23 protein-coding genes are annotated in these 23,588 nt (G+C 66.6%); 11 read left to right on the top strand and 12 right to left on the bottom strand.

All coding sequences use genetic code 11. From position 1 onward, the window contains the following. The 4 genes from IP92_RS12990 to IP92_RS12975 form a co-directional block, all read right to left on the bottom strand. A complete protein-coding gene (locus tag IP92_RS12990) occupies positions 1-660 on the bottom strand; it encodes a response regulator (RefSeq protein WP_145875436.1) in 660 nt (219 codons plus the stop codon). Positions 661-724: 64 nt separating this feature from the next. Continuing rightward, positions 725-2,230, bottom strand: a complete 1,506-nt coding sequence (locus tag IP92_RS12985; RefSeq protein ID WP_145875434.1) for a DegQ family serine endoprotease — start codon at positions 2,228-2,230, stop codon at positions 725-727. A 167-nt stretch (positions 2,231-2,397) separates the two neighbouring features. Continuing rightward, positions 2,398-2,850, bottom strand: coding sequence for an Hsp20 family protein (locus IP92_RS12980; protein ID WP_145875432.1), 453 nt, complete (start codon positions 2,848-2,850; stop codon positions 2,398-2,400). A gap of 149 nt (positions 2,851-2,999) precedes the next feature. Beyond that, positions 3,000-3,455, bottom strand: coding sequence for an Hsp20 family protein (locus IP92_RS12975; RefSeq protein WP_145875429.1), 456 nt, complete (start codon positions 3,453-3,455; stop codon positions 3,000-3,002). A gap of 209 nt (positions 3,456-3,664) precedes the next feature. Between IP92_RS12975 and IP92_RS12970 the strand changes: the two genes are divergently transcribed. Both IP92_RS12970 and IP92_RS12965 read left to right on the top strand, forming a co-directional pair. Beyond that, the gene (locus IP92_RS12970; RefSeq protein WP_145875426.1) at positions 3,665-5,584 is read left to right on the top strand and encodes a M61 family metallopeptidase; all 1,920 of its coding nucleotides are present in this window, start codon (positions 3,665-3,667) and stop codon (positions 5,582-5,584) included. A 119-nt stretch (positions 5,585-5,703) separates the two neighbouring features. After that, a complete protein-coding gene (locus IP92_RS12965; RefSeq protein WP_145875424.1) occupies positions 5,704-6,336 on the top strand; it encodes a glutathione S-transferase family protein in 633 nt (210 codons plus the stop codon). Positions 6,337-6,485: 149 nt separating this feature from the next. Here IP92_RS12965 and IP92_RS12960 read toward each other — a convergent pair whose 3' ends face one another. From IP92_RS12960 to imuA, 3 genes are all read right to left on the bottom strand, one after another. Continuing rightward, positions 6,486-7,247: an alpha/beta hydrolase family protein gene (locus IP92_RS12960; RefSeq protein WP_145875422.1), complete on the bottom strand. Its 762-nt coding sequence runs from the start codon at positions 7,245-7,247 to the stop codon at positions 6,486-6,488. A gap of 150 nt (positions 7,248-7,397) precedes the next feature. After that, entirely contained in the window at positions 7,398-8,873 is a 1,476-nt protein-coding gene (locus tag IP92_RS12955; protein ID WP_145875420.1) for a Y-family DNA polymerase, read from the bottom strand. Continuing rightward, positions 8,803-9,510: a translesion DNA synthesis-associated protein ImuA gene (imuA, locus tag IP92_RS12950; RefSeq protein ID WP_145875417.1), complete on the bottom strand. Its 708-nt coding sequence runs from the start codon at positions 9,508-9,510 to the stop codon at positions 8,803-8,805. Before imuA ends, IP92_RS12955 begins: the two co-directional genes overlap by 71 nt. Positions 9,511-9,653: 143 nt before the next feature. Between imuA and IP92_RS12945 the strand changes: the two genes are divergently transcribed. Next, complete coding sequence (locus IP92_RS12945; RefSeq protein ID WP_145875915.1) at positions 9,654-10,055, top strand: toxin-antitoxin system TumE family protein; 402 nt, start codon at positions 9,654-9,656, stop codon at positions 10,053-10,055. Further along, positions 10,052-10,405, top strand: a complete 354-nt coding sequence (locus IP92_RS12940; RefSeq protein WP_145875415.1) for an HVO_A0114 family putative DNA-binding protein — start codon at positions 10,052-10,054, stop codon at positions 10,403-10,405. The genes IP92_RS12945 and IP92_RS12940 overlap by 4 nt, the downstream gene beginning before the upstream one ends. Before the next feature lie 7 nt (positions 10,406-10,412). Here IP92_RS12940 and IP92_RS12935 read toward each other — a convergent pair whose 3' ends face one another. Next, positions 10,413-11,411, bottom strand: a complete 999-nt coding sequence (locus IP92_RS12935) for an extracellular catalytic domain type 1 short-chain-length polyhydroxyalkanoate depolymerase (RefSeq protein ID WP_229418748.1) — start codon at positions 11,409-11,411, stop codon at positions 10,413-10,415. A 183-nt stretch (positions 11,412-11,594) separates the two neighbouring features. On the opposite strand from IP92_RS12935, the gene IP92_RS12930 reads away from it, so the two are divergent. After that, complete coding sequence (locus tag IP92_RS12930) at positions 11,595-12,293, top strand: PRC-barrel domain-containing protein (RefSeq protein ID WP_145875410.1); 699 nt, start codon at positions 11,595-11,597, stop codon at positions 12,291-12,293. Between the two features lie 116 nt (positions 12,294-12,409). Here the strand turns inward: IP92_RS12930 and hrpA are convergent, their stop codons facing one another. Further along, positions 12,410-16,465 (bottom strand): ATP-dependent RNA helicase HrpA, encoded by a 4,056-nt coding sequence (gene hrpA / locus IP92_RS12925; RefSeq protein WP_145875408.1) that lies wholly within the window; start codon positions 16,463-16,465, stop codon positions 12,410-12,412. 54 nt (positions 16,466-16,519) lie between these two features. Between hrpA and argA the strand changes: the two genes are divergently transcribed. Together argA and IP92_RS12915 are read left to right on the top strand one after the other, a co-directional pair. Further along, positions 16,520-17,830, top strand: a complete 1,311-nt coding sequence (gene argA, locus IP92_RS12920; protein ID WP_145875406.1) for an amino-acid N-acetyltransferase — start codon at positions 16,520-16,522, stop codon at positions 17,828-17,830. 70 nt (positions 17,831-17,900) lie between these two features. Then, complete coding sequence (locus IP92_RS12915) at positions 17,901-18,173, top strand: oxidative damage protection protein (RefSeq protein ID WP_145875403.1); 273 nt, start codon at positions 17,901-17,903, stop codon at positions 18,171-18,173. A 126-nt stretch (positions 18,174-18,299) separates the two neighbouring features. Here IP92_RS12915 and rpiA read toward each other — a convergent pair whose 3' ends face one another. Continuing rightward, a complete protein-coding gene (gene rpiA / locus IP92_RS12910; RefSeq protein WP_145875400.1) occupies positions 18,300-18,977 on the bottom strand; it encodes a ribose-5-phosphate isomerase RpiA in 678 nt (225 codons plus the stop codon). A gap of 107 nt (positions 18,978-19,084) precedes the next feature. Here rpiA and IP92_RS12905 point away from each other — a divergent pair, with 107 nt between their 5' ends. The 4 genes from IP92_RS12905 to IP92_RS12890 are packed head-to-tail and all read left to right on the top strand — an operon-like array spanning position 19,085 to position 21,693. Further along, positions 19,085-19,492 (top strand): response regulator, encoded by a 408-nt coding sequence (locus IP92_RS12905; protein WP_229418747.1) that lies wholly within the window; start codon positions 19,085-19,087, stop codon positions 19,490-19,492. A gap of 1 nt (position 19,493) precedes the next feature. Then, on the top strand, positions 19,494-20,150 hold the full coding sequence (locus tag IP92_RS12900; protein WP_145875397.1) for a chemotaxis protein CheC: 657 nt from the start codon (positions 19,494-19,496) through the stop codon (positions 20,148-20,150). A 3-nt stretch (positions 20,151-20,153) separates the two neighbouring features. Then, positions 20,154-21,119, top strand: a complete 966-nt coding sequence (locus tag IP92_RS12895; protein ID WP_145875394.1) for a sensor domain-containing diguanylate cyclase — start codon at positions 20,154-20,156, stop codon at positions 21,117-21,119. 7 nt (positions 21,120-21,126) lie between these two features. Beyond that, positions 21,127-21,693, top strand: coding sequence for a hypothetical protein (locus IP92_RS12890; protein WP_145875392.1), 567 nt, complete (start codon positions 21,127-21,129; stop codon positions 21,691-21,693). Here IP92_RS12890 and IP92_RS12885 read toward each other — a convergent pair. Both IP92_RS12885 and IP92_RS12880 read right to left on the bottom strand, forming a co-directional pair. Further along, on the bottom strand, positions 21,647-22,735 hold the full coding sequence (locus IP92_RS12885; protein WP_145875911.1) for a protein-glutamate methylesterase/protein-glutamine glutaminase: 1,089 nt from the start codon (positions 22,733-22,735) through the stop codon (positions 21,647-21,649). The genes IP92_RS12890 and IP92_RS12885 overlap by 47 nt on opposite strands. A gap of 28 nt (positions 22,736-22,763) precedes the next feature. Beyond that, positions 22,764-23,585 carry a CheR family methyltransferase gene (locus tag IP92_RS12880; protein ID WP_145875390.1) on the bottom strand — a complete coding sequence of 274 codons (822 nt, stop codon included), beginning with the start codon at positions 23,583-23,585 and terminating at the stop codon, positions 22,764-22,766. Positions 23,586-23,588: the final 3 nt, after the last annotated feature.

The raw sequence follows: 23,588 nt of genomic DNA, 5'->3' as shown, positions 1-23,588 counted from the left end.
TCATGCCTTCGGCACCATGTAGCCGAGGCCGCGCACGTTCTGGATCAGCTCCGCGCCCAGCTTCTTGCGCAGGCCGTGGATGTACACCTCGACGGCATTGCTGTTCACCTCATCCTTCCAGCTGTACAGCTTTTCCTCCAGCTGGGCGCGCGACAGCACGATGCCGGGCCGGGCGATCAACGCCTCCAGCACCGCCCACTCGCGCGCGGACAGGTTCACCTGCTGGCCACCGGCGATCACCTCCCGCGTCTGCGGGTTGATCGACACGCCCTTGTGCTCGAACACGGGTTCGGCACGGCCGGCCGAGCGGCGCAACAGCGCGCGGATGCGCGCCAGCAGCTCATCGAGGTCGTACGGTTTCAGCACATAGTCGTCGGCACCGGCATCGAGGCCGGCGATGCGCTGCTCGACGGCGTCGCGCGCCGTGGCCACCAGCACGGGCGTCAGCTCCTTGCGGGCCCGCATCGAGCGCAACACCTCCAGGCCGTCCTTGCGCGGCAGGCCCAGGTCGAGCAGCACCAGGTCGTAGGTCTGCGTCTGCAGCGCCGTATCGGCCATCGCGCCATCCTTGACCCAGTCGACGGCATAGTGCTCGGCCCTCAGCAGGTCGAGCACTACTTCGCCGATCATCACATCATCTTCCACCAGCAGCAGCCGCATTGTTCTTGTCCTTTCATCGTGGCGCGGCCCGCCGCCGGCGGGCCGTTCTTCCAAGCGGCGCAGTTTATCCCAATCGGACGGGAATAAAAATGCGCTCCTCGCCGCGCTGGATCAACAGCGCCACGGACTTGGTGGATTTCGACACCACGTCGCGCACCTGCTCGATCGAATTGACGGGCCGGCCGTTCACGGACAGCAGCACGTCCCCCGGCTGCACGCCAGCGCTGGCGGCGGCGCCGCCGGCCCGTTCGATGACGAGGCCGGAGGCCAGGCCCACCTGGCGTTTTTCCAGCGGGTCCAGGGGCCGCAGCGCAAGGCCGAGGCGCAGCTTCGCGGCCGGCTCGTCCGCGTCCGCGCTGGCCAGCGCGCGCTCGGTCGCGTTACCGAGCTTGCCGTTCAGGGTCAGCGCCTTGCCTTCGCGCCAGACGTCCAGCGTCACCTTGTCGCCCGGCTTGGCCAGCGCCGTGTAGGCCGACAGGTCGCCCGAAGCGACGATCTTCTGCCCGTTGACGGAGCGGATCACGTCGCCCGGCTTCAGGCCGGCCTGGTCGGCCGCGCTGCCCTTCTCGACGTTGGCGACCAGCGCGCCTTCCGGCGAGGCCAGGTTGAACGAGTCGGCGAAGCTCTGGTCGACTTCCTGCACCGTCACGCCCAGCTTCGCGTGCACGACCTTGCCGGTGGCGACGATCTGCTCCTTGATGCGCTGCGCCACGTCGATCGGGATCGCGAACGACAGGCCCTGGTAGCCGCCCGTCTGGCTGTAGATCTGCGAGTTGATGCCGACGACTTCACCCTTCGTGTTGAACAGCGGGCCGCCCGAATTGCCGGGGTTGACGGCGACGTCGGTCTGGATGAACGGCACGCTGCCGTCGTCCAGCGAACGGCCTTTCGCACTGACGACGCCGGCCGTCACCGTGTTTTCCAGGCCGAACGGCGAGCCGATCGCCAGCACCCACTCGCCCACCTTCACGTCGGTCGAGCGCCCCAGCGGGACGACGGGCAGGTTCTTCGCGTCGATCTTGATCACCGCGACGTCCGTCTTCGGATCGGAGCCCAGCACCTTGGCGCGGAATTCGCGGCGGTCGGTGAGTTTGACCGTCACTTCGCGCGCATCGCGCACGACGTGGGCGTTGGTCAGGATCAGGCCATCGGCGCTGACGATGAAGCCCGAGCCGATGCCGTGGCTCGGCACGTCGCGGCCACCGCGCTGCGGCGGCCCCTGGAAGCGGCGGAAGAATTCAAAGAACGGATCGTCGGCGAACGGCTCGTCGCCGCGGTCGTAGGCCGCCTTCACGCTGCCGGTCGTGCTGATGTTGACGACCGCCGGGCCATTGCGCGATGCGATCACGGAGAAGTCCGGCAACGCGATCATCGGCGCCGGCGTGGGTGCCGGCGCACCGGCAGCCGCGTTGACGGGCGGCGCGGCCGGCGCGGGGGCGGCCATGGCCTGCTGGCTGGCGGTGTGGTTCTGTACGGCGATGGCGGCGCCGGCGCCGAGTACGCCGACGGCGCACAGCGCCACTACCAGGCGTTTCATCGTCATCGAGACCAGAACGGTGTCCTTGCTCATATCTGTACTCCAGTTGGATCAGTGTCGATGGTAGCAATATGAAGATTCAACCTTAGATGCCACTTAATAACACTGCGCGGCCCCGGCGGCTGGACGCAAAAAGGCCGGGTCGCCCCGGCCTGTCGCTTGCTGCTACGGTACCGCCAACGGGCCGGGGCCCGCGCACATTACGCGGCTGCGCGATTCTGTTCCAGCGCCGTCACGTTGTTCGTGACGCCGTCGATGGCGATCTTGCGGGGCCGCAGTGCATCGGGCACTTCGCGCACCAGGTCGATCGTCAGCATGCCGTTGTCGAACGCCGCCCCGGTGACCTTCACGTGGTCGGCCAGCTGGAAGCGCTGCTCGAAGTCGCGGGCGGCGATGCCGCGGTGCAGGAAGGTACGCTCGACGGCATCCTTCTGCTTGCGGCCGACGATGACGAGCGAGTCGCGCTCGGTCGTGATGTCGAGCTCGCTGCGGTCGAAGCCGGCCAGCGCCATCACGATGCGGTATTTATCCTCCGCCACCAACTCGATGTTGTACGGCGGGTAGGTCGGGGTGTCGGCGCTGTTCAGCAGGTTGGCCAGGCGGTCGAAGCCGATGGCGGTACGGTACAGCGGAGTCAGGTCAAAAGTACGCATGATCTATCCTTTCAATAAGCGATATCGGTGCGGTCCCCAGGCGGGCAACCGCGGGTACAAAAAACTCGATGACGTTGTCGATGGCGGCGGGCGCCAGGCTCGCCGCGGCCCGCCGGGAGGGCGGGCACGCTGTCACATCCGGAGCGCGATCAGGCCGCGGCGCGCGCTTGCTCGATCGCCGGCGCGCTGTCGGTGCTGCCGCCGATCTCGATCTTGCGGGGCTTGAACGCCTCCGGCACTTCACGCACCAGGTCGATCGTCAGCATGCCGTTCGTGAACGATGCACCGGTGACTTTCACATGGTTCGCGAGCTGGAAGCGCTGCTCGAAGTCGCGCGCGGCGATACCGCGGTGCAGGTAGGTGCGTTCGACGCCATCCTTGTTCTTGCGGCCCACGATGAACAGCGTGTCGCGTTCGCTGGTGATGTCGATTTCCGAACGGTCGAAGCCGGCCAGTGCCATCACGATGCGGTACTGGTCCTCAGAGACGAGTTCGATGTTATACGGGGGATAGCTGGGCTGCGATTCAGCGTTGTTCAGCATCTGGGCCAGGCGATCGAAGCCGATGGCGGTGCGGTACAGCGGAGTCAGGTCAAAAGTACGCATGATGGATATCCTTTCAAAGTCAAGCGATATCGAGCCTTGCGGCTCTTCTGGGAAACGGTCCCCTGCTGGGCAACCGCTGCATCCGATATACGGTCGGCCAGAATGGTTTCAAGGGGGATTTTTTGAAAAATCCTCGTCGTTACAATCCGAAACATTGGCAGTTTCTTACGTGCTACACTCGATAGCTTGTCTCAACCATATCAAAGCCGATGACCCTGCCTTCGACCCTGCGCGCAGCGATCCTGCCAGCGCTTTTCGCGACCACCTTCGCCTCCGCCGTGTTCGTCAACTCCGCCAGCGCCAACCCGCTGCCGCCTGCGCTGGACCAGCCCTATCCCGGCACGATCCAGATGCGCATCGATGCTTCCGACACGGCCCACAGCATCTTCCGCATCCGCCAGTCGATTCCCGCCCGGCCGGGCAAGATGACGCTGCTGTACCCGCAATGGGTCACCGCCCAGCATGGCCCGACCGGCGCGCTGCACCAGCTGGCCGGCCTGAAGGTGACGGCGGGCGGCAAGCCGGTGGCATGGAAGCGCGACCCGCTGAACGTGTTCGCATTCCAGATCGACGTGCCGAAAGGCGTGACGGCGGTGGACGTGGAATACCAGCACCTGTCGCCGACCGAAGGCAACCAGGGCCGCATCGCGGTGACGCCGGACATCCTCGGCATCCAGTGGCAGTCGATGACGATGTACCCGGCCGGCTACCACACGCGCCGCATCCCGATCCAGACGACGCTGACGTTGCCGGCCGGCTGGCAATACGGCACGGCGCTGGAAACGGCGGAGCGCAAGGGCGACGAGGTGCGCTTCAAGACGACGGACCTGGAAACGTTCATCGACTCGCCGCTGTTTGCCGGCCGCTACTTCAAACAGATCGACCTCGATCCGGGTGCGAAAGTTCCCGTACGCCTGAACATCGTGGCCGACACGCCGGAAGCGCTCGAGGCGAAGCCGGAACAGATCGCGCCGCACCGCGAGCTGATCAAGCAGGCGTACAAGCTGTTCGACTCGCAGCACTATGCGCACTACGATTTCCTGTTCGCGCTGTCCGATGAATTCGGCGGCGTCGGCCGCGAGCACCACCAATCCAGCGAGAACGGCGTGAAGGCCAATTACTTCACCGAGTGGAACAAGACGGAAGCCGTGCGCACGCTGTTGCCGCATGAATTCACGCACTCGTGGAACGGCAAGTTCCGCCGCCCGAAAGGCCAGGACGTACCGAACTTCAACACGCCGCTGGAAAACGGCCTGCTGTGGGTCTACGAAGGTCAGACGCAGTACTGGGGCCAGGTGCTGGCATCGCGCTCCGGCCTCGTCAAGCTGGACAGCGTGCGCGACATGATCGCCAACTCGGCGGCCACCTATTCGAACGTGCAGGGCCGCAACTGGCGCCCGGTGCTCGACACAACAAACGACCCGATTATCAGCCAGCGCCGGCCGCAGGTCTGGCCGAACTGGCAGCGCAGCGAGGATTACTATGTGGAAGGTTCGCTGATCTGGCTGGACGTGGATACGAAGATCCGCGAGCTGTCCGGCGACAAGCGCTCGCTGGACGACTTCGCCCGCCTGTTCTTCGGCGTCGACAACGGCGTGGTCAATGCCAAGCACTACACGTTCGACGACGTCGTCAAGGCGCTGAACTCCGTGCAGGCGTTCGACTGGGCCCCGTTCCTGAAGACGCGCGTCGAGGACATCGGCCCGGCGCCGCTGGACGGCCTGGCACGCGCCGGCTGGAAGCTCGTCTACACGGACAAGCCGACGGAGTTCCTGAAAGGCGTCGAAGACCAGAGCAAGACGGCGAACTTCCAGTATTCGCTGGGCTTCTCGATCGGCAGCGACGGCAAGGTCACGGGCATCGTCTGGGAGGGCCTCGGCTTCAAGGCCGGCCTGTCCGGCAACACGACGGTGCTGGCCGTGAACGGCCGCGCCTACAAGCCTGAACTGCTGCGCTCGGCAATCACGGCGGCAACGAAGGACAGCAAGCCGATCGAGCTGCTCGTCAAGCACGGCAACGACTACCGCACCGTATCGTTCGACTATCACGGCGGCCTGAAGTATCCGCGCCTGGAGCGCATCGAAGGCACGCCGGACCGCCTGCAGGCCATACTGCAGCCGCGCCAATAAGGCACGAAGAACCGCGTCGTTCACGACTGCGGGTCACGGCCGCAACGGGCGCACGTTCGCAGGGACGTGCGCCCGTTTTCCATCGGCCGCGCTAGAGTGCCTCCTCCAAGGAGGACACGATGATCACGCTGCACACCTGGACCACGCCGAACGGCCGCAAGCCCGTCATCATGATGGAGGAGCTCGGCGAGCCGTACCGCATTGCGCCCGTCGACATCACGAAGGGCGAGCAATTCCAGCCCGCGTTCCTGCAACTGTCACCGAACAACAAGATCCCCGCCCTCGTCGACGACACAGCCGACGGCGGCCCGCTGACGCTGTTCGAAAGCGGCGCCATCCTCACCTACCTGGCGGACAAGCACGGCAAGTTGCTGGCGAGCGCCGGCCCGGCGCGCTGGCAGGCGTTGCAATGGCTGCACTGGCAGATCGGCGGCCTGGGGCCGATGCTGGGGCAACTGGGCTTCTTCTCGAAGCAGGACGACGCGCTGGGCAAGCAGCACTTCAGGGAGGAAGCGGTGCGGCTGCTGGCCGTGCTGGACAAGCAGCTCGCAGCCTCCCCTTACCTGGCCGGCGGCGAGTACACGATCGCCGACATCGCCGCGTACACGTGGACCGTCGCCGCGCATGAAAAGCTGCGGGCCGTGCTGGGCGAAGAGCTGGACAGCAAGTCCCACGTGCAGGCATGGCTGGAGCGGGTCGGTGCCCGCCCGGCCGTGCGCAAGGGGATGGCGTGGCAGGTGGCGGGTGCCTGAGTCCTGCCCGCGCTGAACGAAGCGGGCGGCGCCGGTGCCGGATGCGCGGCACGCCGGCTTGATCGAGCACGGGCATGTGTCGGCACAGACGGTAGGACGGCTGCGAACAGCATGGCCCGGCCCTGCCGGCGCATCCGCCGCCGGCCAGCTCAGGTGTGCAGGTAGCGTTCGCTCCACGCGGCGATCATCCGCGCCGCATACACCGCATCCTCGCGCTTCGTCAGCAGGTGGTCGGCCGTATCGAGCGATACATAGCTCTTCGGATGTTTCGCCGCCGTGAAGATGTGCATCGCGTTCTCGATGCCCACGGTGGTGTCGCCCGGTGCGTGCATCACCAGCAGCGCTTTTCTCATCGCGCCGATCTTTTCCTTCAGGCGGTGCTCGGCCACGTCGTCGAGGAATTGCTTGCGGATGCGGAACGGCCGGCCCGCCAGCTGCACCTCGGCTTCGCCCTCGGCGGCGATCGTGTCCATGTGGTCGCGGAACAGGTGCGTCACGTGCTGCGGGTCGCTGGGCGCGCCGATCGTCACGACGGCGCGCGCCTCCGGGATCGCATCGGCCACCGCCAGGGTGGCGGCACCGCCCAGGCTATGGCCGATCAGCAGCTGCGGCGCCTGCAGGTGCGTGCGCAGGTAATCGGCCGCAGCCAGCAGGTCCTGCACGTTCGACGAGAAATTCGTGTTCGCGAATTCGCCCTCGCTCGCCCCCAGTCCCGTGAAATCGAAACGCAGCACGGCGATGCCGTGTTCCGTCAGCGCCTGCGCGATGCGGCTGGCCGCGAACACGTCCTTACCGCAAGTAAAGCAGTGGGCGAACAGCGCGTACGCGCGCGCCGGTTCGTCCGGCGCGTCGAGGCGCGCCGCCAGTTTGGTGCCGTACGCGCCCATGAAGTCGAGTCTTTGTGCCTGCATGCATCCTCCTGTCGATGACGCTACTGTGCACGGGATGGCGGTGGATGACAAGCACCGGCGAGCTCACCCATAGGATGGAGGGCAGGCACAGGTGGAGTGCAAGCACAGCGTGGAGAGCAAGCACCAGCGTTGATGGCAAGCCCAGCGACCTCAGCCAAACAGCCCATGCAGATACCAGCGCTGTTCCGTCTCCTCGTCCGCACCGGGCAAGCGCTCGCGGTAGACCCAGTAATAGGCATTGTCCTCGCCTTGCGCGATGAAATAATCGCGCGTCTGCGTATCGCTCCACCAGCCGGCCTCGATGCGCTCGGCGGACGACACCATCCGCAGCGGCGAGCCATAGAACGGCCGGTGGTCGCGCACCAGCAGCGCGATCGGCTTGGGCAGCAGCCACGCGGGCCGGGGCAGCCCGCCCGGCGGCAGCTGCGCGACGACCCGCGCCGGCGGCAGCTTTTCCTGCACAGGCAGCCACGCGTTCGCATGCTCGGGCCGGTAGTCGGCCTGCGGTGCCGCCTGCAGCACGTTGTCCGCGCCCAGCCGCGCCGCCAGCAGTTCGAACAGGCGCTGCCGGTCTTCCTGGCTGCCGCCCGGCTCGGGAAACAGCGAGTCGGACAGCGGCGCCATCGGCTTGACCTGCGGCGCTTCCAGCACCAGGCCGATCACGGGGGCGTCCAGCACCAGCTTCGCCAGCCGTTCCTTCAGCAGGCGCACCAGGTGCTCGTCGTGCCACACGGCTTCGGCCAGCACGATCTCGACGGCCGTCGGCGGCCGCGCCACCCTGCCCCGCTCGTGTTCCAGCAGCAGCGTGACACGCTCGACGGCCAGCTGGCGCACGTTCAGCCAGCCCGTCAACTGCTGCAGCAGCCGGCGCGCGCCGGCCAGCAGCAGGTCCGTGTTCTCGACGCGGTCGAACAGTTCCAGCTTCGCGCCGAACGTGGCCGGCGCCTCGATCCAGCAAAACATCTCGGCCGCCTGGCCGTGGGCCGCGTCCAGCATGTCCAGCAGCTCGCGGCCGCAACGCCGTTGCAAGCCGGGCCGGGGCAGGTTCGCCACGTCGCCCACCGACAGGCAGCCGATCCCCTCCAGCCACGCCTGGTAAGGCCGGGCCGGCGGCAACAGCGTGGCCGGCAAGCCGTGCAGCCGGCGCACCATGCGCTCGATTGTTAAAGAACGGCCGCCACCGCCGCGCGCCAGCAGCCACGCACCGCGCGCCGTCGGCGCCACCGCCAGCACGCCGGTGAACCCCAGCGTGGCAAGGCTCGCCCGCACCAGCGCGCACAGCCGGCGGATGCCGCCGAACAGGCGCAGGCTGGCGCCCACGTCCAGCAGCAGCGTTGCTTCCTCGCCCTCGGCCACCTGCGGCGTAAATTGCAGCATGGCCATCGCCACCGCGTGCAGGGCTTGTGCCTCCTGCTCGGGCGCGCGTTCGTGCAACTGCACCTGCGGCGCCATCATCAGCGCGCCACCCCGGCGCATGCCCGGCGTCACGCCGGCCTGGCGCGCCAGGGCCGATGCCGCCAGCACCACCTCCTGCTCCAGCACCGCCGTACCGGCGTCAGCCGACCAGCTCGGGGAGAACACTTCGAGCGGGAGCCGGGGCAGGTGCAGGCCGATCCAGAGGCGCATGACGTTGCAATAAAGAAGGTGCCAGAGGCAGGAACAGCGGCGCGTCGCGTTGCGGCCCCCGGCGTTTCACAAAACCGATCTCGATGCCGCCGGCGGCCGGCCGCAGCGACAAGCGTAACGATGCCGGCGAGGCATCCCGTGCCGCCGCCAGCGGCCGCATCAGGCAGAACAGCGTTTCACTGCTTTGCGCTGCCAGATGCAGCCGGCGCAATGCCTCGCCCCGCACGTGTTGCTGCCACAGCAGCAACGCGCCGCAGCAGCCGCTGCGCAATACCTGTTCGGCCGCCCACAGCGCGTCCGCACTCCTGCCCGTGCCGGGAATCCAGATCAGCCGGGTGGGCGGTATGCCCAGCGCATCGAGCGCCAGCGCCTGCGGCGCATACGGCGGCTGCACCAGCACGATCGGCCCCTGCTGCGCCGCCAAGGCCGGCCGCAGCAGACGCATCTCGCCGATACCCGGCTGTTGCAGCAACAATTCCACCAGCACCCCGGTGGGCCAGCCGCCGCCGGGCAGTTGGCCCGACAGCACGGGATAGCCGGTATCGACACAGCGGTCGTTCGATTGCGCCAGTTGCGATGCAAGCCAAAGTGAGGGATGCACAGCTTCCGGCGCTGTAAGCGGATCAGTGCAAGCCATGGTAACGGGAAGGTCGAATACTGTATATACGTACAGTACTCGCTGGCGGCGGTTTTGGCAAGGGTGCGTTGTCCAAACGTCCAGCCAGCGTATGGCTGATGAAGATCAAGGCGTTGAAAACTTATCGGAGCATGATATGCTTTATGAAGCTATTTACTTTTATACGGCACGGCGAGCCTGACACGGGTCTCGACTATCTGCTGGATCTGGACGGCAACGTCGAGGTCCAGAACGGCCAGGGCTACTGGATCAAGATGGATGCCTGCCGCGTCGAGGTCACACCGGATCGCCCGCACGGGATCCGCTACTGCCTCACGCTGCACGCGCCGGATGGACGGCGGCTGGTCGGCTACGACAATGCCCACGCGGTCAAGCCGCCCGGCTCGCGCTTCAAGCATGCGGCCCGGCGCTACCCGTTCGACCACCGCCATCCGTATGGCACAGATGTGGAGGTATTGTATGAATTCGATACCGCCTATCAGCTGCTCAGCGATTTCTACGCTGAAGTCGACAAGGTGTTGAAACAATTGATGGAGTCGCCATGAAACCTATGAAATTCGGAATTGCCACGGTTGCCGAGCAACGGGCTCGGTCGCTGGCGATCGCGGCCGGCGCGCGCCAGCGCATGCCGGGCGAACCCGATGTCTGGTTCCCGTCGATCAGCGCGCTGGCCAGCGTGCTGTCCGATGAAAACATGGCCTTGCTGCGCTGCATCCGCGAAGCGAAGCCGGAATCGATGAAGGAACTGGCGCGGCTGGCAGGCAAGCAGGAATCGAACGTGTCCCGCTCGCTGCACACGATGCAGGAGTATGGCCTGGTGCGCCTCGTGAAAACCGGGCGCACCGTGAAGCCGGAAGTGGCCGTCAGCGAAGTGACGCTGAGCCTGCCCTGCTGAGCGCCGCTCAGCGCCGGTGCTTGCTGAAAAACTCGAGCATCATGCGGCTCGCGTCCGGCCCCTTGGCGTGGAACGCGATCTTCGGGTCGCCGCCGCTCCACGCGTGTGCAAGCGCATCGACCCGCACGACCCGCAGCACGACCTGGCGGCCAACGAGGTAATCGCGGATTTCGTGGCCGCTGCGGGTGCCGCGCCGCGTCACCTTCACCGGCGCGTCGGACGGCACGCCGTTCAGCAACAAGCTCTGCCGCACGAGCTGCTGCTGGTTGATCGCGCTGACGACCGTATCGGCCTCGCCCTGGATCAGGATCGTCGGCAGCGGCGGAAAGGCCGCGCGCCGCGCCAGCACTTCACGGATCGCCGTCTCGGTGCGCGCCCCGCCGCCATGCCGCATCACGCCCAGCGCGCCGACGGCGCCGTGGCCCGCACCGTACACGGGTCCCGAATGCAGCCCGACCGCCGCGAACAGGTCGGGGAAGTTCAGCGCCATGATGTTCGCCATGCCGGCACCGGCCGAGATGCCGCACACGTAGATGCGGCGCCGGTCGATCGGATACTGGCCCAGCACCGTGGCAAGGACCGCGGACACGGGTTGCACGTCGCCACCGCCCAGCTGCGTGGCCCGGTCGAACCAGCGCCAGCACCGCTGCGCATGCACGGCGACGCTCTGCTGCGGGTACAGCACCGCGTAGCCCTTCTTCTCCGCCATCGCATTCATCCGCGTTCCCTGCGCGAACTGCGTGGCCGTCTGCTGGCAGCCGTGCAGCATCAGCACCAGCGGCAGGCCATCCGGCGCATCCGCGGGCACCGCATGCGGCAGGTACAGCCAGTAACTCATCGGCCCATGCTGGCCGGCCAGCCAGCGCCCCGGCGCGACGGGTGCGGCGGCCGGCGTGCGCACGCGCGGCGCCGCTGCCTGCCGAGCGGCGCGCCGCGGCTTCGGTGCGGCCAGCATGCCCGTCACCATCTTCGTCGCTGCGCGCTGCTGAGCCGCACCCGCTTTCATCAACGATCGCAGCAACCTGAGATTGGCACTTCGCTTGACCATGCTTTCTCCATCGTGCGGCGCGGGCCCACACTGTTGAATTGAAGTAAGGACGCGAAAAATCCGCTTGCGCTATTCTGGCATGCACGCCGCCGGGCTACGCACGGTGGCTTTTCCACGAATCTGGAATCACAGGAGACCAACATGAGCTATCTCGATCGAGACCCGTTTGGCATTTACCGTGACCGCGACAACGCCGGCCCTGGCCCGCGCCTGATGGGCGCCGACACCCTGATGGGCGAGGACGTGTACAACCGCCAGGAAGAAGACCTGGGCGACATCAAGGAAATCATGATCGACATGCAGAGCGGCCAGATCGCCTATGCGGTGCTGTCGTTCGGCGGCATCCTGGGCATGGGCGACAAGCTGTTCGCCGTGCCGTGGCAAGCCCTGCAACTGGATACGGTCAACAAGCGCTTCATCCTGGACGTGCAGAAGGAACGCCTGGAAAACGCCCCCGGCTTCGACAAGGACCGCTGGCCCGACATGGCCAGCGCCGAATTCGGCCAGCAGATCCACGGCTTCTACGGCACCCAGCAGGCGCAGCCCGGCCAGATGACGTCGACCGGCAGCGTGATGGGCAGCGGCACCAGCACGATGCAAAGCGGCAGCAGCTACGGCCAGAGCCAGTCCGGCCTGTCCGGCAGCTCCAGCACCGGCAGCAGCATGGGCGGCAGCAGCGGCCTGTCCAGCCAGAGCGGCAGCCTCGGCAGCAGCTCCGGCCTCGGCAGCAGCAGCCTGGACCTGGACCGCGGCGACTCCGACCTGACCGACAAGAACATCAACCAGGCGGGCGGGCTGTCGAACCAGAGCAGCAGCATCGATCCGAACAAGAAGTACTGATCGCGTTTAGTCAGACGCGGTATTAGAACCAACAGCAAATGCTGGGGTCAGACCCGCCGGGTCTGACCCCAGGTTCTGCATTGGGGGTGCAAGCCAGAGATCCGGCCCACGTACCCCTATCTCTGCATCGATTCCCATACTTTGAAGAGGCGCTTGACCGACACCGGCATCGGCGTGCGCAGCTCTTGCGCGAACAGCGACACGCGCAACTCCTCCAGCAGCCAGCGGTATTCCACCAGCTTCGGGTCGGTGTTCTTGCCCGCCGATTTGTCGCGCATCACGCGCAGGTAAGGCTGCGCGGCCTGGTGCCAGTCGGCCATCGACTTGGCGTCGCGTGCCGGGTCGGCACGCAGCTTCTCCAGCCGCACGTTCATCGCCTTCAGGTAGCGCGGGAAATGCGCCAGCTGGGCGAACTCCGTATCGAGCAGGAAGCGCTTGTGCACGAGGCCCTTCAACTGTTCCTGCATGTCGGCCGCGGCCTGCGGGTTGATGCCCTGCAGCCGCTTCGGCAAACCGTGGAATTCCGTCAGCACCTGCGACACGAGCCGCGCGATCTCGTTCACCAGCAGCACCAGGCGCGACTTGCCTTCGTCCTTGCGCTTGTTGAACGCCGCCGCATCGAGCGGCAGCGGGTCCTGCAGGCAGGCGATGTCGATCGCCTTGGCGATGATCTGGTCGCGCAACTCCTCCTGCGTGCCCATGCTCATGAACTGCATGCCCATCTGCTGCAAATTCGGGATGCTCTTCTCGACGAACTTGATCTGGTCCTTCATCTGCAGCGCGAACAACCGGCGCAGGCCGATGCGGTGCGTGCGCGCCGCCACGTTCGGATCGTCGAACACTTCCAGGTCGCAGTGCGTGCCCTTGTCGACCAGCGCGGGGAAGCCGATCAAGGTCAGCTTGCCCTGCACGATCTCGAGCAGCTCCGGCAGCTCGCCGAAACTCCATTCGCGGATGTTCGTGTGGGCCGACTGCGGCGCCGGGGCGACGGGCGACGGCGGCGGTGCCGTCCCCGGCTTGCCGCCCGCCTTCACCTCGGCCGCGATGCCGCCATGGATCGCACCGTGCGTCGCGCCCTGCCTCGGCTTGGCACCGCCCAATTGCGCGAGCGATGCGGCGGACGCCGGCGGCGCATTCTCCGCCATCTTCTGGAAGCTCTGCCGCGCCTGCGCGCCATACTCCGCCTGCAACGTGGCGAGATTGCGGCCCATGTCCAGCTGGCGCCCGTGCTCGTCGATCACCTTGAAGTTCATGAAGTGGTGGGCCGGCAGCTGCTCGGGCTTGAAGTCGGTCGTCAATACCGTGATCGTCACCTGCTCGCGAATGTCCGCGATGATCGCGTCGATCAGGTCGCCGCGGCCGAACGCCTGCTTCGCGTTGATGCGGTCGCAGAACTTCTGCGCATATTCCGGCAGCGGCACCATGTGGCGGCGCAGCTTCTGCGGCAGGGATTTCAGCAGCAGGTGCACCTTCTCCTTCAGCATGCCCGGCACCAGCCATTCGCAGCGCTCGCGCGCGAGCTGGTTCAGCGCGAACAACGGCACGTGCAACGTCACGCCGTCGCGCACGCTGCCTGGCTCGAAGTGATACGTCAGCGCCATCTCCACGCCGGCCGCCAGCATCTTCTTCGGGAACAGCTCCGTCGTCACGCCTGCGGCCTCGTGCCGCATCAGGTCTTCCTTGACGAGGTACAGCAGCTTCGGTTCCGCCTGCGTGGCCTTCTTGTGCCACGCCTCGAAGCCGGCGCCGTTGACGACGTCGTGGGGAATCAGCTTGTCGTAGAACGCCTCGATCAGCTGGTCGTCCACCAGCACGTCCTGCCGGCGCGCCTTGTGCTCGAGGTTCTCGATCTCCTTCACGAGGCGGTGGTTGTGCGCGAAGAACGGCGCACGCGTATCGTAGTCGCCGCCCACCAGCGCATCGCGGATGAAGATCTCGCGTGCCTCTTGCGGGTTGTGCTGGGCGTAGTTGATGCGGCGCTGGCTGTACACGGTCAGCCCGTACAGCGTGGCCTTCTCGGCCGCCGTCACCTGCGCCTGGCGTTTTTCCCAGCGCGGCTCGCCCCACGATTTCCTCAACAGGTGCGCGCCGATCTTCTCGATCCACTCCGGCTCGATCTTCGCGATCGTGCGCGCATACAGCCGCGTCGTTTCGACCAGCTCGGCCGCCATGATCCACTTGCCCGCCTTCTTGCCCAGCGACGAGCCGGGCCAGATGTGGAACTTGATGCCGCGCGCGCCCAGGTAGCCGGGATCGTCTTCCATCTTGAAGCCGATATTGCCGAGGAGGCCCGTCAGCAGCGCCATATGCAACTGCTCGTACGTGGCCGGCGTCTCGTTCATGCGCCAGCCCTGCTCCTTCACCAGCGTGAGGAGCTGCGAGTGCACGTCGCGCCACTCGCGCAGGCGCAGCTGCGACAGGAAGTTCGCGCGGCAGTTGTCCTGCAATTGCCGGTTGGTTTTCTTGTGCTCGATGGCTTCGCTGAACCAGCGCCAGATCCTGATATACGAGAGGAATTCGGACTTCTCGTCGGCGAACTTCTGATGCGCCTGGTCGGCCGCCTGCTGGTGCTCGATGGGCCGGTCGCGCGGGTCCTGCACGGACAGCGCCGCCGCCACGATCAGCACCTCGGTCAGGCAGGTGTGCTCCTGCGCGGCCAGGATCATCCGGCCCACGCGCGGATCGAGCGGCAGCTTGGCCAGCTTGCGGCCCAGGTTCGTCAACTTGTTGTCGTCGTCGACGGCGCCCAGCTCCTGCAGCAGCTGGTAGCCGTCCGCGATCGCGCGCGCCAGCGGCGGCTCGATGAACGGGAACGACTCCACGTCCGTCAGGTGCAGGGACTTCATGCGCAGGATGACGGAAGCAAGCGACGAGCGCAGGATCTCCGGATCCGTGAACTTGGGGCGCTTGTTGAAGTCGTCCTCGTCGTAAAGGCGGATGCAGACGCCGTCCGCCACCCGGCCGCAACGGCCGGCGCGCTGGTTCGCTGCCGATTGCGCCACCGGCTCGATCTGCAGCTGCTCGACCTTGTTGCGGTAGCTGTAGCGCTTCACGCGCGCCAGGCCCGCATCCACCACGTAGCGAATGCCGGGCACCGTCAGCGACGTCTCGGCCACGTTCGTCGCCAGCACGATGCGGCGCGCGTTCGTCGTGCGGAACACGCGGTCCTGCTCCTCGACGGACAGGCGGGCGAACAGCGGCAGGATCTCCACGTGCGGTGGATGGTGCTTGCGCAGCGCCTCGGCCGCGTCGCGGATTTCGCGCTCGCCGGGCAGGAACACCAGCACGTCGCCGGAACCCAGGCGGCACACCTCGTCGACGCCGTCGACGATCGCATCCATCAGGTCGCGCTTCTCGCGCTGCGCCGCCGCCGTCCGCAACTGCGGCTTGGCGGCGTTCGCGCCCTCCGGCAGCGTGATCGGCTCGCGTTCGACCGGGCGATAGCGCACCTCCACCGCATACAGGCGGCCGGACACCTCGATCACCGGCACCGGCGGCTTGCCGTCCTGCGTGAAGTGGCGCGCGAAGCGCTCCGCATCGATCGTCGCGGACGTGATGATCACCTTCAGGTCCGGCCGGCGCGGCAGGATCTGTTTCAGGTAGCCCAGCAGGAAGTCGATGTTCAGGCTGCGCTCGTGCGCCTCGTCGATGATGATCGTGTCGTAGCCCTTGAGCAGCGGGTCCGTCTGCGTCTCGGCCAGCAGGATACCGTCCGTCATCAGCTTGACGGACGCGCCCTTGTGCAGCGTGTCGTTGAAGCGCACCTTGTAGCCCACGTGCTCACCCAGCGGCGACCCCAGTTCCTGGGCGATCCGCTTGGCGGTGGACGACGCGGCGATCCGGCGCGGCTGCGTATGGCCGATCAAGCCCTTCTGGCCGCGGCCCAGCTCCAGGCAGATCTTCGGCAGCTGGGTCGTCTTGCCCGATCCCGTTTCGCCGGACACGATGACGACCTGGTGCTTCGACAATGCCTCGGCGATCTCGCGCCGCCGGCCTGAGACGGGCAGCTCTTCCGGGAACGTGATGGGCGGCAGCGGGTTGCGGAACAGGCGTTCGGCATCGCGCGCGGCGATCTGTTCCGGCGTGAGGCGTTCGCGCCGTTCTGGTGAACGTTGCGGCGCACGTTGCGGGGTTTTCGAGGGAGTTGGCGACTGCTTGATGGCTTCAGACATTGTTTTTTACATCCTTTTGCGGCGAACACCGCGCAGCGAATTATAATGCGGCGCATGGAAAACCCTGTCGAATTCGTCCACTGGCTGCGCTCCGTCGCGCCCTATATCCACGCCTTCCGCGGCAAGACCTTCGTGATCGCGTTCCCCGGTGAACTGGTGGCCGCCGGTGCCCTGCCGGTGCTGGCGCACGACCTGTCGCTGCTGCACGCGCTCGGGATCAAGATCGTCGTCGTGTACGGCTCGCGCCCGCAGGTCGCCGAACAGCTCGCGCTGCGTAACGTCGCTGGCCGCTTCCACAACGGCATCCGGATCACGGACCCCGCGGCGATGGAATGCGCCAAGGAGGCCGCCGGCGAACTGCGCCTGGACATCGAGGCCGCGTTCAGCCAGGGCTTGCCCAACACGCCGATGTCGAATGCCGCGATCCGCATCATCTCCGGCAACTTCGTCACCGCGCGGCCGCTGGGCGTCATCGACGGCGTCGACCTGGAACTGACCGGCATCACCCGGAAGGTCGATGCCGAGACGATCCATTCGATCCTCGGCGCTGGCGGCTTGATCCTGCTGTCGCCGCTGGGCTTCTCGCCCACCGGCGAAGCGTTCAACCTGACGATGGAAGACGTGGCCGTGTCGGCCGCGATCGCGCTGCATGCCGACAAGCTGATCTTCATCACCGAGACGGAGATGATGCACGACCAGGGCGGCGCCGAGATCCGCGAACTGTCGTCGCACCAGGCAGAAGCCGTGCTGCAGGCGAACTTCCTGTCGCAGGAAGCGGCGTTCTACCTGCGGCACTGCGTCAAGGCCTGCAACAGCGGCGTGGAGCGCTCGCACATCGTGCCGTTCGCGATGGACGGCTCGGCGATGCTGGAACTGTTCACGCACGATGGCGTGGGCACGATGATCAGCCACGAGAACCTGGAAAGCCTGCGTCCCGCCACAATTGAGGACGTCGGCGGGATTATCAAGCTCATTGAACCGCTGGAAGCGGACGGCACGCTCGTCAAGCGGGGCCGCGAGCTGATCGAACGGGAAATCAATTATTTCTCCGTCATCGAGCACGACGGCGTGATCTTCGGCTGCGCCGCGCTGTACCCGTTCCCGGAAGAGAAAATGGCCGAAATGGCATGCCTGACCGTCAACCCGGAAGTGCAGGCACAGGGCGACGGCGAGCGGATCCTGAAGCACATGGAAAACCGCGCCCGCGCGTCCGGCATCACGAAGCTGTTCGTGCTGACGACCCGCACGGCACACTGGTTCATCAAGCGCGGCTTCGTGCCGGCCACCGTCGATGCGCTGCCGAAGGACCGCCAGCGCATGTACAACTGGCAGCGCAAGTCGCAGGTGCTGGTGAAGACCCTGTAACCGGACCTGTTTTTCGCGGCGCCTATATAATCGCTGTTTTGACGCATTCGCATACTGAGGAGCACCCACGATGGCCCGTACCGTCCATTGCATCAAACTGAACAAGGAAGCCGAAGGCCTGGACTTCCCGCCCTATCCGGGTGAACTGGGCAAGAAGATCTACGAATCCGTATCGAAGGAAGCGTGGAACCAGTGGCTCAAGCACCAGACGATGCTCGTCAACGAAAACCGCCTGAACCTGGCGGACGTGCGCGCCCGTAAGTACCTCGCGGCGCAGATGGAGAAGCACTTCTTCGGCGAAGGCGCCGACCAGGCCGCGGGCTACGTGCCGCCACCGGCATAGGGTCGGACCCGCTGGGTCTGACCCCAGCAGTTGCTTTTTGGGTCTAACAAAAAAAATGGCGCCGCGGCGCCATTTTTTTCACCCCAAGATACAGAGTCTTGGGTCAGACCCGGCGGGTCTGACCCATCAGTACGTCAGCGTCTTCACGCCTTCGGCGGTGCCCAGCAGGCACACGTCGGCACCGCGCGCGGCGAACAGGCCGACGGAAATCACGCCGACGATCTGGTTGATCCGCGCTTCCAGCGCCACCGGATCGGTGATCGACAGGCCTGCCACGTCGAGCAGGTGGCCGCCGTTGTCGGTGACGAAAGGCTCGTCTGTACCCGGCTTGACGCGCACCTTCGGCTGGCCGCCCAGCGCGACCAGCGCGCGGAACACGGCATTGCGGGCCATCGGGATCACTTCGACCGGCAGCGGGAACTTGCCGAGCGTCTCGACGAGCTTCGAACCGTCGGCGATGCAGACGAACCGTTGCGACACGGAGGCCACGATCTTCTCGCGCGTCAGCGCCGCGCCGCCGCCCTTGATCATCGCGCCGCGGCCGTCGATCTCGTCGGCGCCGTCGATGTACACGGCGATCGACTCGACGTCGTTCAGGTCGAGCACGGGGATGCCATGGCCGCGCAGGCGGGCCGCGGTCGCTTCGGACGACGCCACGGTGCCTTTGATGCGGTCCTTGATCCTGGCGAGTTCGTCGATGAAGAAGTTGGCGGTCGAGCCGGTGCCGACGCCGATGATTTCGCCGTCGACCACGTAGCCGATGGCGGCGCGCGCCACTGCCTGTTTCAGTTCGTCTTGAGTCATGATGTGAGGAGGTTGGAAGGAATATGGCTGAGGGGCGCTATTTTAACAGCGCGCCGGGCAGCGATTGTGGGAAAATAGCCAATCCGAATAGTCAGCAGGACAGCAACATGACGCCGACCACCGCCTCTCCTTCCCCCTCTTCCGCCGCCTCGACCGTTCCGACGGTAATGATCGTCGACGACAGCCGGGTGTCCCGCCTCGTCGCCCGGCAGTACATCCTCGGGCTGCACGCCGACTGGACCGTCGTGGAAGCGGCCAACGGCGAGGAAGCGCTGGCCAAGGCCCCCGAGGCGCGGCCGCAGCTGGTGCTGATGGACGTGAACATGCCCGGCATGGGCGGCCTCGCCTGCGCCGAGCAGCTGCGCAAGCTGCTGCCGGATGCCCACATCTCGCTGCTGACCGCCAATGTCCAGGACGCGACCCGCGCGCGCGCCGGCGAGATCGGCGTGGGCTTCATGGAAAAGCCGATCACCGAAGAGCGCATCGCCCGGCTGGTGGCGCCGCTGGCGGGCTGACATGGTGGCGCTGAGCGAACTGGAACACGACGCGCTCGTCGAGATCTTCAATATCGGTGTCGGCCAGGCCGCCGCCGCGATGAGCGGCATCGTCGGCGAGGAAGTCACGATGTCCGTGCCGTCGATCACCTTCCTGTCCCGCAGCGAAGCGGCGTCGCTGCTCGAGGATGCGCACCGCAAGAACCAGCACGGCAGCGGCGGCGAGCGGATCTGCGGCGTCAGCCAGCATTACGAGGGCGCCTTCCAGACCGAGGCGCTGCTGATGTTCCCCGAGGATAAAAGCCTCGAGATCGTGCGCCTGATGGTGGGCGAATCCGTGCCGCTGGCCGAGCTGTCCGAGATGGAACAGGAAGCGATGAGCGAGATCGGCAACATCATCCTGAATTCCTGCGTCGGCACGCTGGCCAACATCTTCCAGCAGGAGCTGCACGGCTCCCTGCCCGTCTACCACGTGGGCAGCAGCGACGAGATCCTGAACGCCACCGGCAACCGCGGGGATACCGTCGTGATGATGCTGCACATCGACTTCATCCTCGAGAAGCACCAGATCCACGGCTACGTCGCCTTCATCCTCGACATCACCGCATTGCACGACCTGAAGGAGCAGATCGACAGCTACCTGCGGCGCACGACGGGCATCGAGGGGGGACAGCTGTAAGCGATGTCGTCCCCGTCCCGCCTGCCCCTGCTGGAAAGCGTACTCGAAGCCGTGAGCCTCGGCGTGATCGTCATCGACGATGCGCGCCGCGTCGTGCTGTGGAATAAATGGATGAGCCGCCACTCGGGCTGCGACGCCCACAAGGCGTTGGGCGCCGACCTGTTCGAGCTGCTGCCCGAGCTGCGCGGCGGCCGCGTCGAGATGGCCGTCACCCAGGCCCTCACCAATCACTTCTCGTCGCTGCTGTCGCCCACGCTGAACCGCGCGCCGTTCCCGCTGTATTCGGACCCGGCGGCGCTGGGCCGCGGCGAACGGATGCAGCAGGCCGTGGCGATCACGCCGCTGGCGGTCGGCGACGATGCGCGCTACTGCCTGATCCAGCTGAACGACGTCAGCATGGCGGCCAGCCGCGAGAAGCTGCTGCGCGAACAGACCGAGAAGCTGCGCATGCAGACGTTCTCGGACGGCCTGACCGGTGTCGCCAACCGCCGCGCCTTCGACGTGGCGATCGACCGCGAAGTGCGCCGCGCCAAGCGCAACGGCACCGTCGTGTCGCTGCTGATGATCGACATCGATTACTTCAAGCCGTACAACGACCACTACGGCCACCAGCAGGGCGACCAGTGCCTGATCCAGGTGTCGTCCGCGCTGCAGGCGCTGCTGCAGCGCTCCGTGGACATGCTGGCCCGCTACGGCGGCGAGGAATTCGCCGTGATCCTGCCGGACAACGACAAGCACCAGGCCTTGCACATGGCGCAGGCGCTGCATGCGCGCGTGCTGGACCTGGCGATCCCCCACGAGCACACGGGTGGACCGGTGAAGCAGATCACGGTGAGCATCGGCGTGGCCACGCTGCTGCCCGGCCAGCCGGCCGATCCGGCTGCGCTGATCGGCGCCGCCGACCAGGCGCTGTACGCGGCCAAGCGGCAGGGCCGCAATCGCATCGTCGCGGCCCCCGCCGAGTACTGAGGGCGCGATGCGGCCCGACAGCGCGAAGGTGCGGGCCGTCATCGCGCGCAACTTCGCGGAACTGGACAACGCGCACATGAAGCTCACGGCGTGCGCCGCGCTGGGCGACCATCCCCCGACGACCTTCCTCGCACTGGCCCGGCAGGCGCTGTACAACGACGCGCTGTCCGGCGCGATCCGCGTCTACGACGACCACAAGGACGCCCACTCGCTGTGGTACGTGCTGCGCTGCCACCGCAAGGAAGCGGAAGGCGCGCTGGCCGCGTGCGGGACGACGTGGGTAGTACTGGAACAAACGTCGGACCGCCTGCGCCGCATCCGCAACCGCACCCAGTTCCACATCGACCGGCAATCGATCGGCGACCCGCCGGAGACATGGCACAAGCCCGACATCGACGCGGCCGAGCTGGCGGCCGGCGTGCGGCTGGCGGCCGGCCTGCTGGCCGCGCTGGCGCGCATGCTCGATGCGGCAGCGGCGCCATTGCGGCTGTCCGACTACGACGGTGCCGATGCGCAGGTCAGCCCACTCAGCGTATCGTCAGTTGAGCCAGGATCTCCCGATCGATCCCCTTGAGCGGCACGCTTTTCTCGACGCCGCCCCGCTTCACGGCTTCCTTCGGCATGCCGTAGACGACGCAGCTTTCCTCGTCCTGCGCCACGGTGCGCGCACCGGCCTTGCGCATTTCAAGAAGACCGGCGGCACCGTCGTCACCCATGCCCGTCATGATGATGCCCAGCGCATTCGCGCCCGCATGCTTGGCGACGGAGCGGAACAGCACGTCCACGGACGGCCGGTGCCGGTTCACCAGCGGGCCGTCGATCACGTCCACACAGTATTGCGCGCCGTCGCGCCGCAGCAGCATGTGCTTGCCGCCCGGTGCGATCAGCGCGCGGCCCGGCAGCACGCGGTCGTTGTGGCGCGCCTCGCGTACCTCGACCTGGCACAACTTGTTGAGCCGGTCGGCGAACGCCGCCGTGAACTTCTCCGGCATGTGCTGCACGATGACGATGCCGGGCGTGACGCGCGGCAGCGCCGTCAGCACTTCCTCAAGGGCGAGGGTGCCGCCCGTCGACGTGCCGATCGCGACGACCCGCTCGGTCGTCTGCGGCAGCGCGCGCGTCTCGCTCGCGGGCGGCAGGATCGCATCGGCCGTGAGCTTCGCCACCGGCTGCAAGGGAAGCTGAGACGCCGGCCGCACCGTCAGCCGGCGCGTGTTGACCTGGGCGGCGGCCCGCACGGCCGCGACCAGTTCCTGTGCGCTCTCGCTGAGAAATTCCTTCAGGCCCAGCTTCGGCTTCGTGATCACCGCGACGGCGCCGGCGGCCATCGCCGCCATCGTTGTCTCGGCGCCCTTCTCCGTCAGGGTCGAGCAGATGACGACGGGCGTCGGCCGCTCGGCCATGATCTTTTTCAGGAACGTGATGCCGTCCATGCGCGGCATCTCGACGTCGAGCACGATCACATCCGGCCACTGGCGCTTCATCCGCTCCAGCGCCAGCAGCGGGTCGGCCACCGCGTGCAGCAGCTGGATGCCCGGCGCGGCGGCCAGCATTTCGCCGACGACCTTGCGCACGACCGCCGAATCGTCGACGACCATCACATTGATTGGATTCATAGTCATGAGCGCTACGATAGCGCATACCCTAGCCCGGCTTGCGATACACGGACGGCGCGATGGCGCGCAGCGTGTCGCTGATGTCGTGCAGGCTTTCCGAATGGCCGATCAGGAAGTGGCCGTCCGGCTTCAGGCGCGAGGCGACACGGGCGACGACCTGGCGCTTCGTGTCGCCGTTAAAGTAGATCATCACGTTGCGCAGGAAGACCATGTCGTACGTGCCCAGGTCGCCCGGCAGGTCGGCATTCAGGTTCACTTGCCGGAACTGCACGCGCTGGCGCACCGCCCGATCCACCAGCAGCGTGCCCTGCTGCTCGGCGATGCCCTTCAGGCAGAAGCGGCGCAGGTAATCCGGCGGCACGTGGCTGGCCCGTTCCATCGGGTAGTGGCCGATGCGGGCCCGCTGCAGCACGCGCGTGCTGATGTCGGACGCCACCACTTCCCACGGCGCGTTGCCCAGCACATCGGCCAGCACCATCGCGATGCTGTACGGTTCCTCGCCGGACGAGCAGGCCGCGCTCCACACGCGGAACGGCGCCCCGGCCCGCAACGACGGCCGCGCCGCCGCCGCTTCCTGCCGCAGCAGGTCGAAGTGGCGCGCTTCGCGGAAGAAGTAGGTTTCGTTCGTCGTCAGCAGGTCGACCGCCAGCTGCACCTCGTCCGCATGGCGGCCGTCGGTGAGCAGCCGGAAGTACTCGTCGTAGCTGTCCAGGCCATGGTGCTGCAGGCGCTTCGCCAGGCGGCCGCTGACCAGCGCCTTCTTCGAATCGGACATCGTGATGCCCGCGATATCGAAGATGAAGCGCCGGAAGTTCGCGAATTCGCCGGCGTTGATCGCAATGGCATCCATCAA

It is taken from the genome of Pseudoduganella flava, from assembly GCF_007830495.1.
In the GTDB taxonomy this organism is placed as follows: Bacteria; Pseudomonadota; Gammaproteobacteria; order Burkholderiales; family Burkholderiaceae_D; genus Rugamonas; species Rugamonas flava.
Note: the sequence above shows the minus strand (reverse complement) of the source record. Positions and strands in the feature narration are given on the sequence as shown.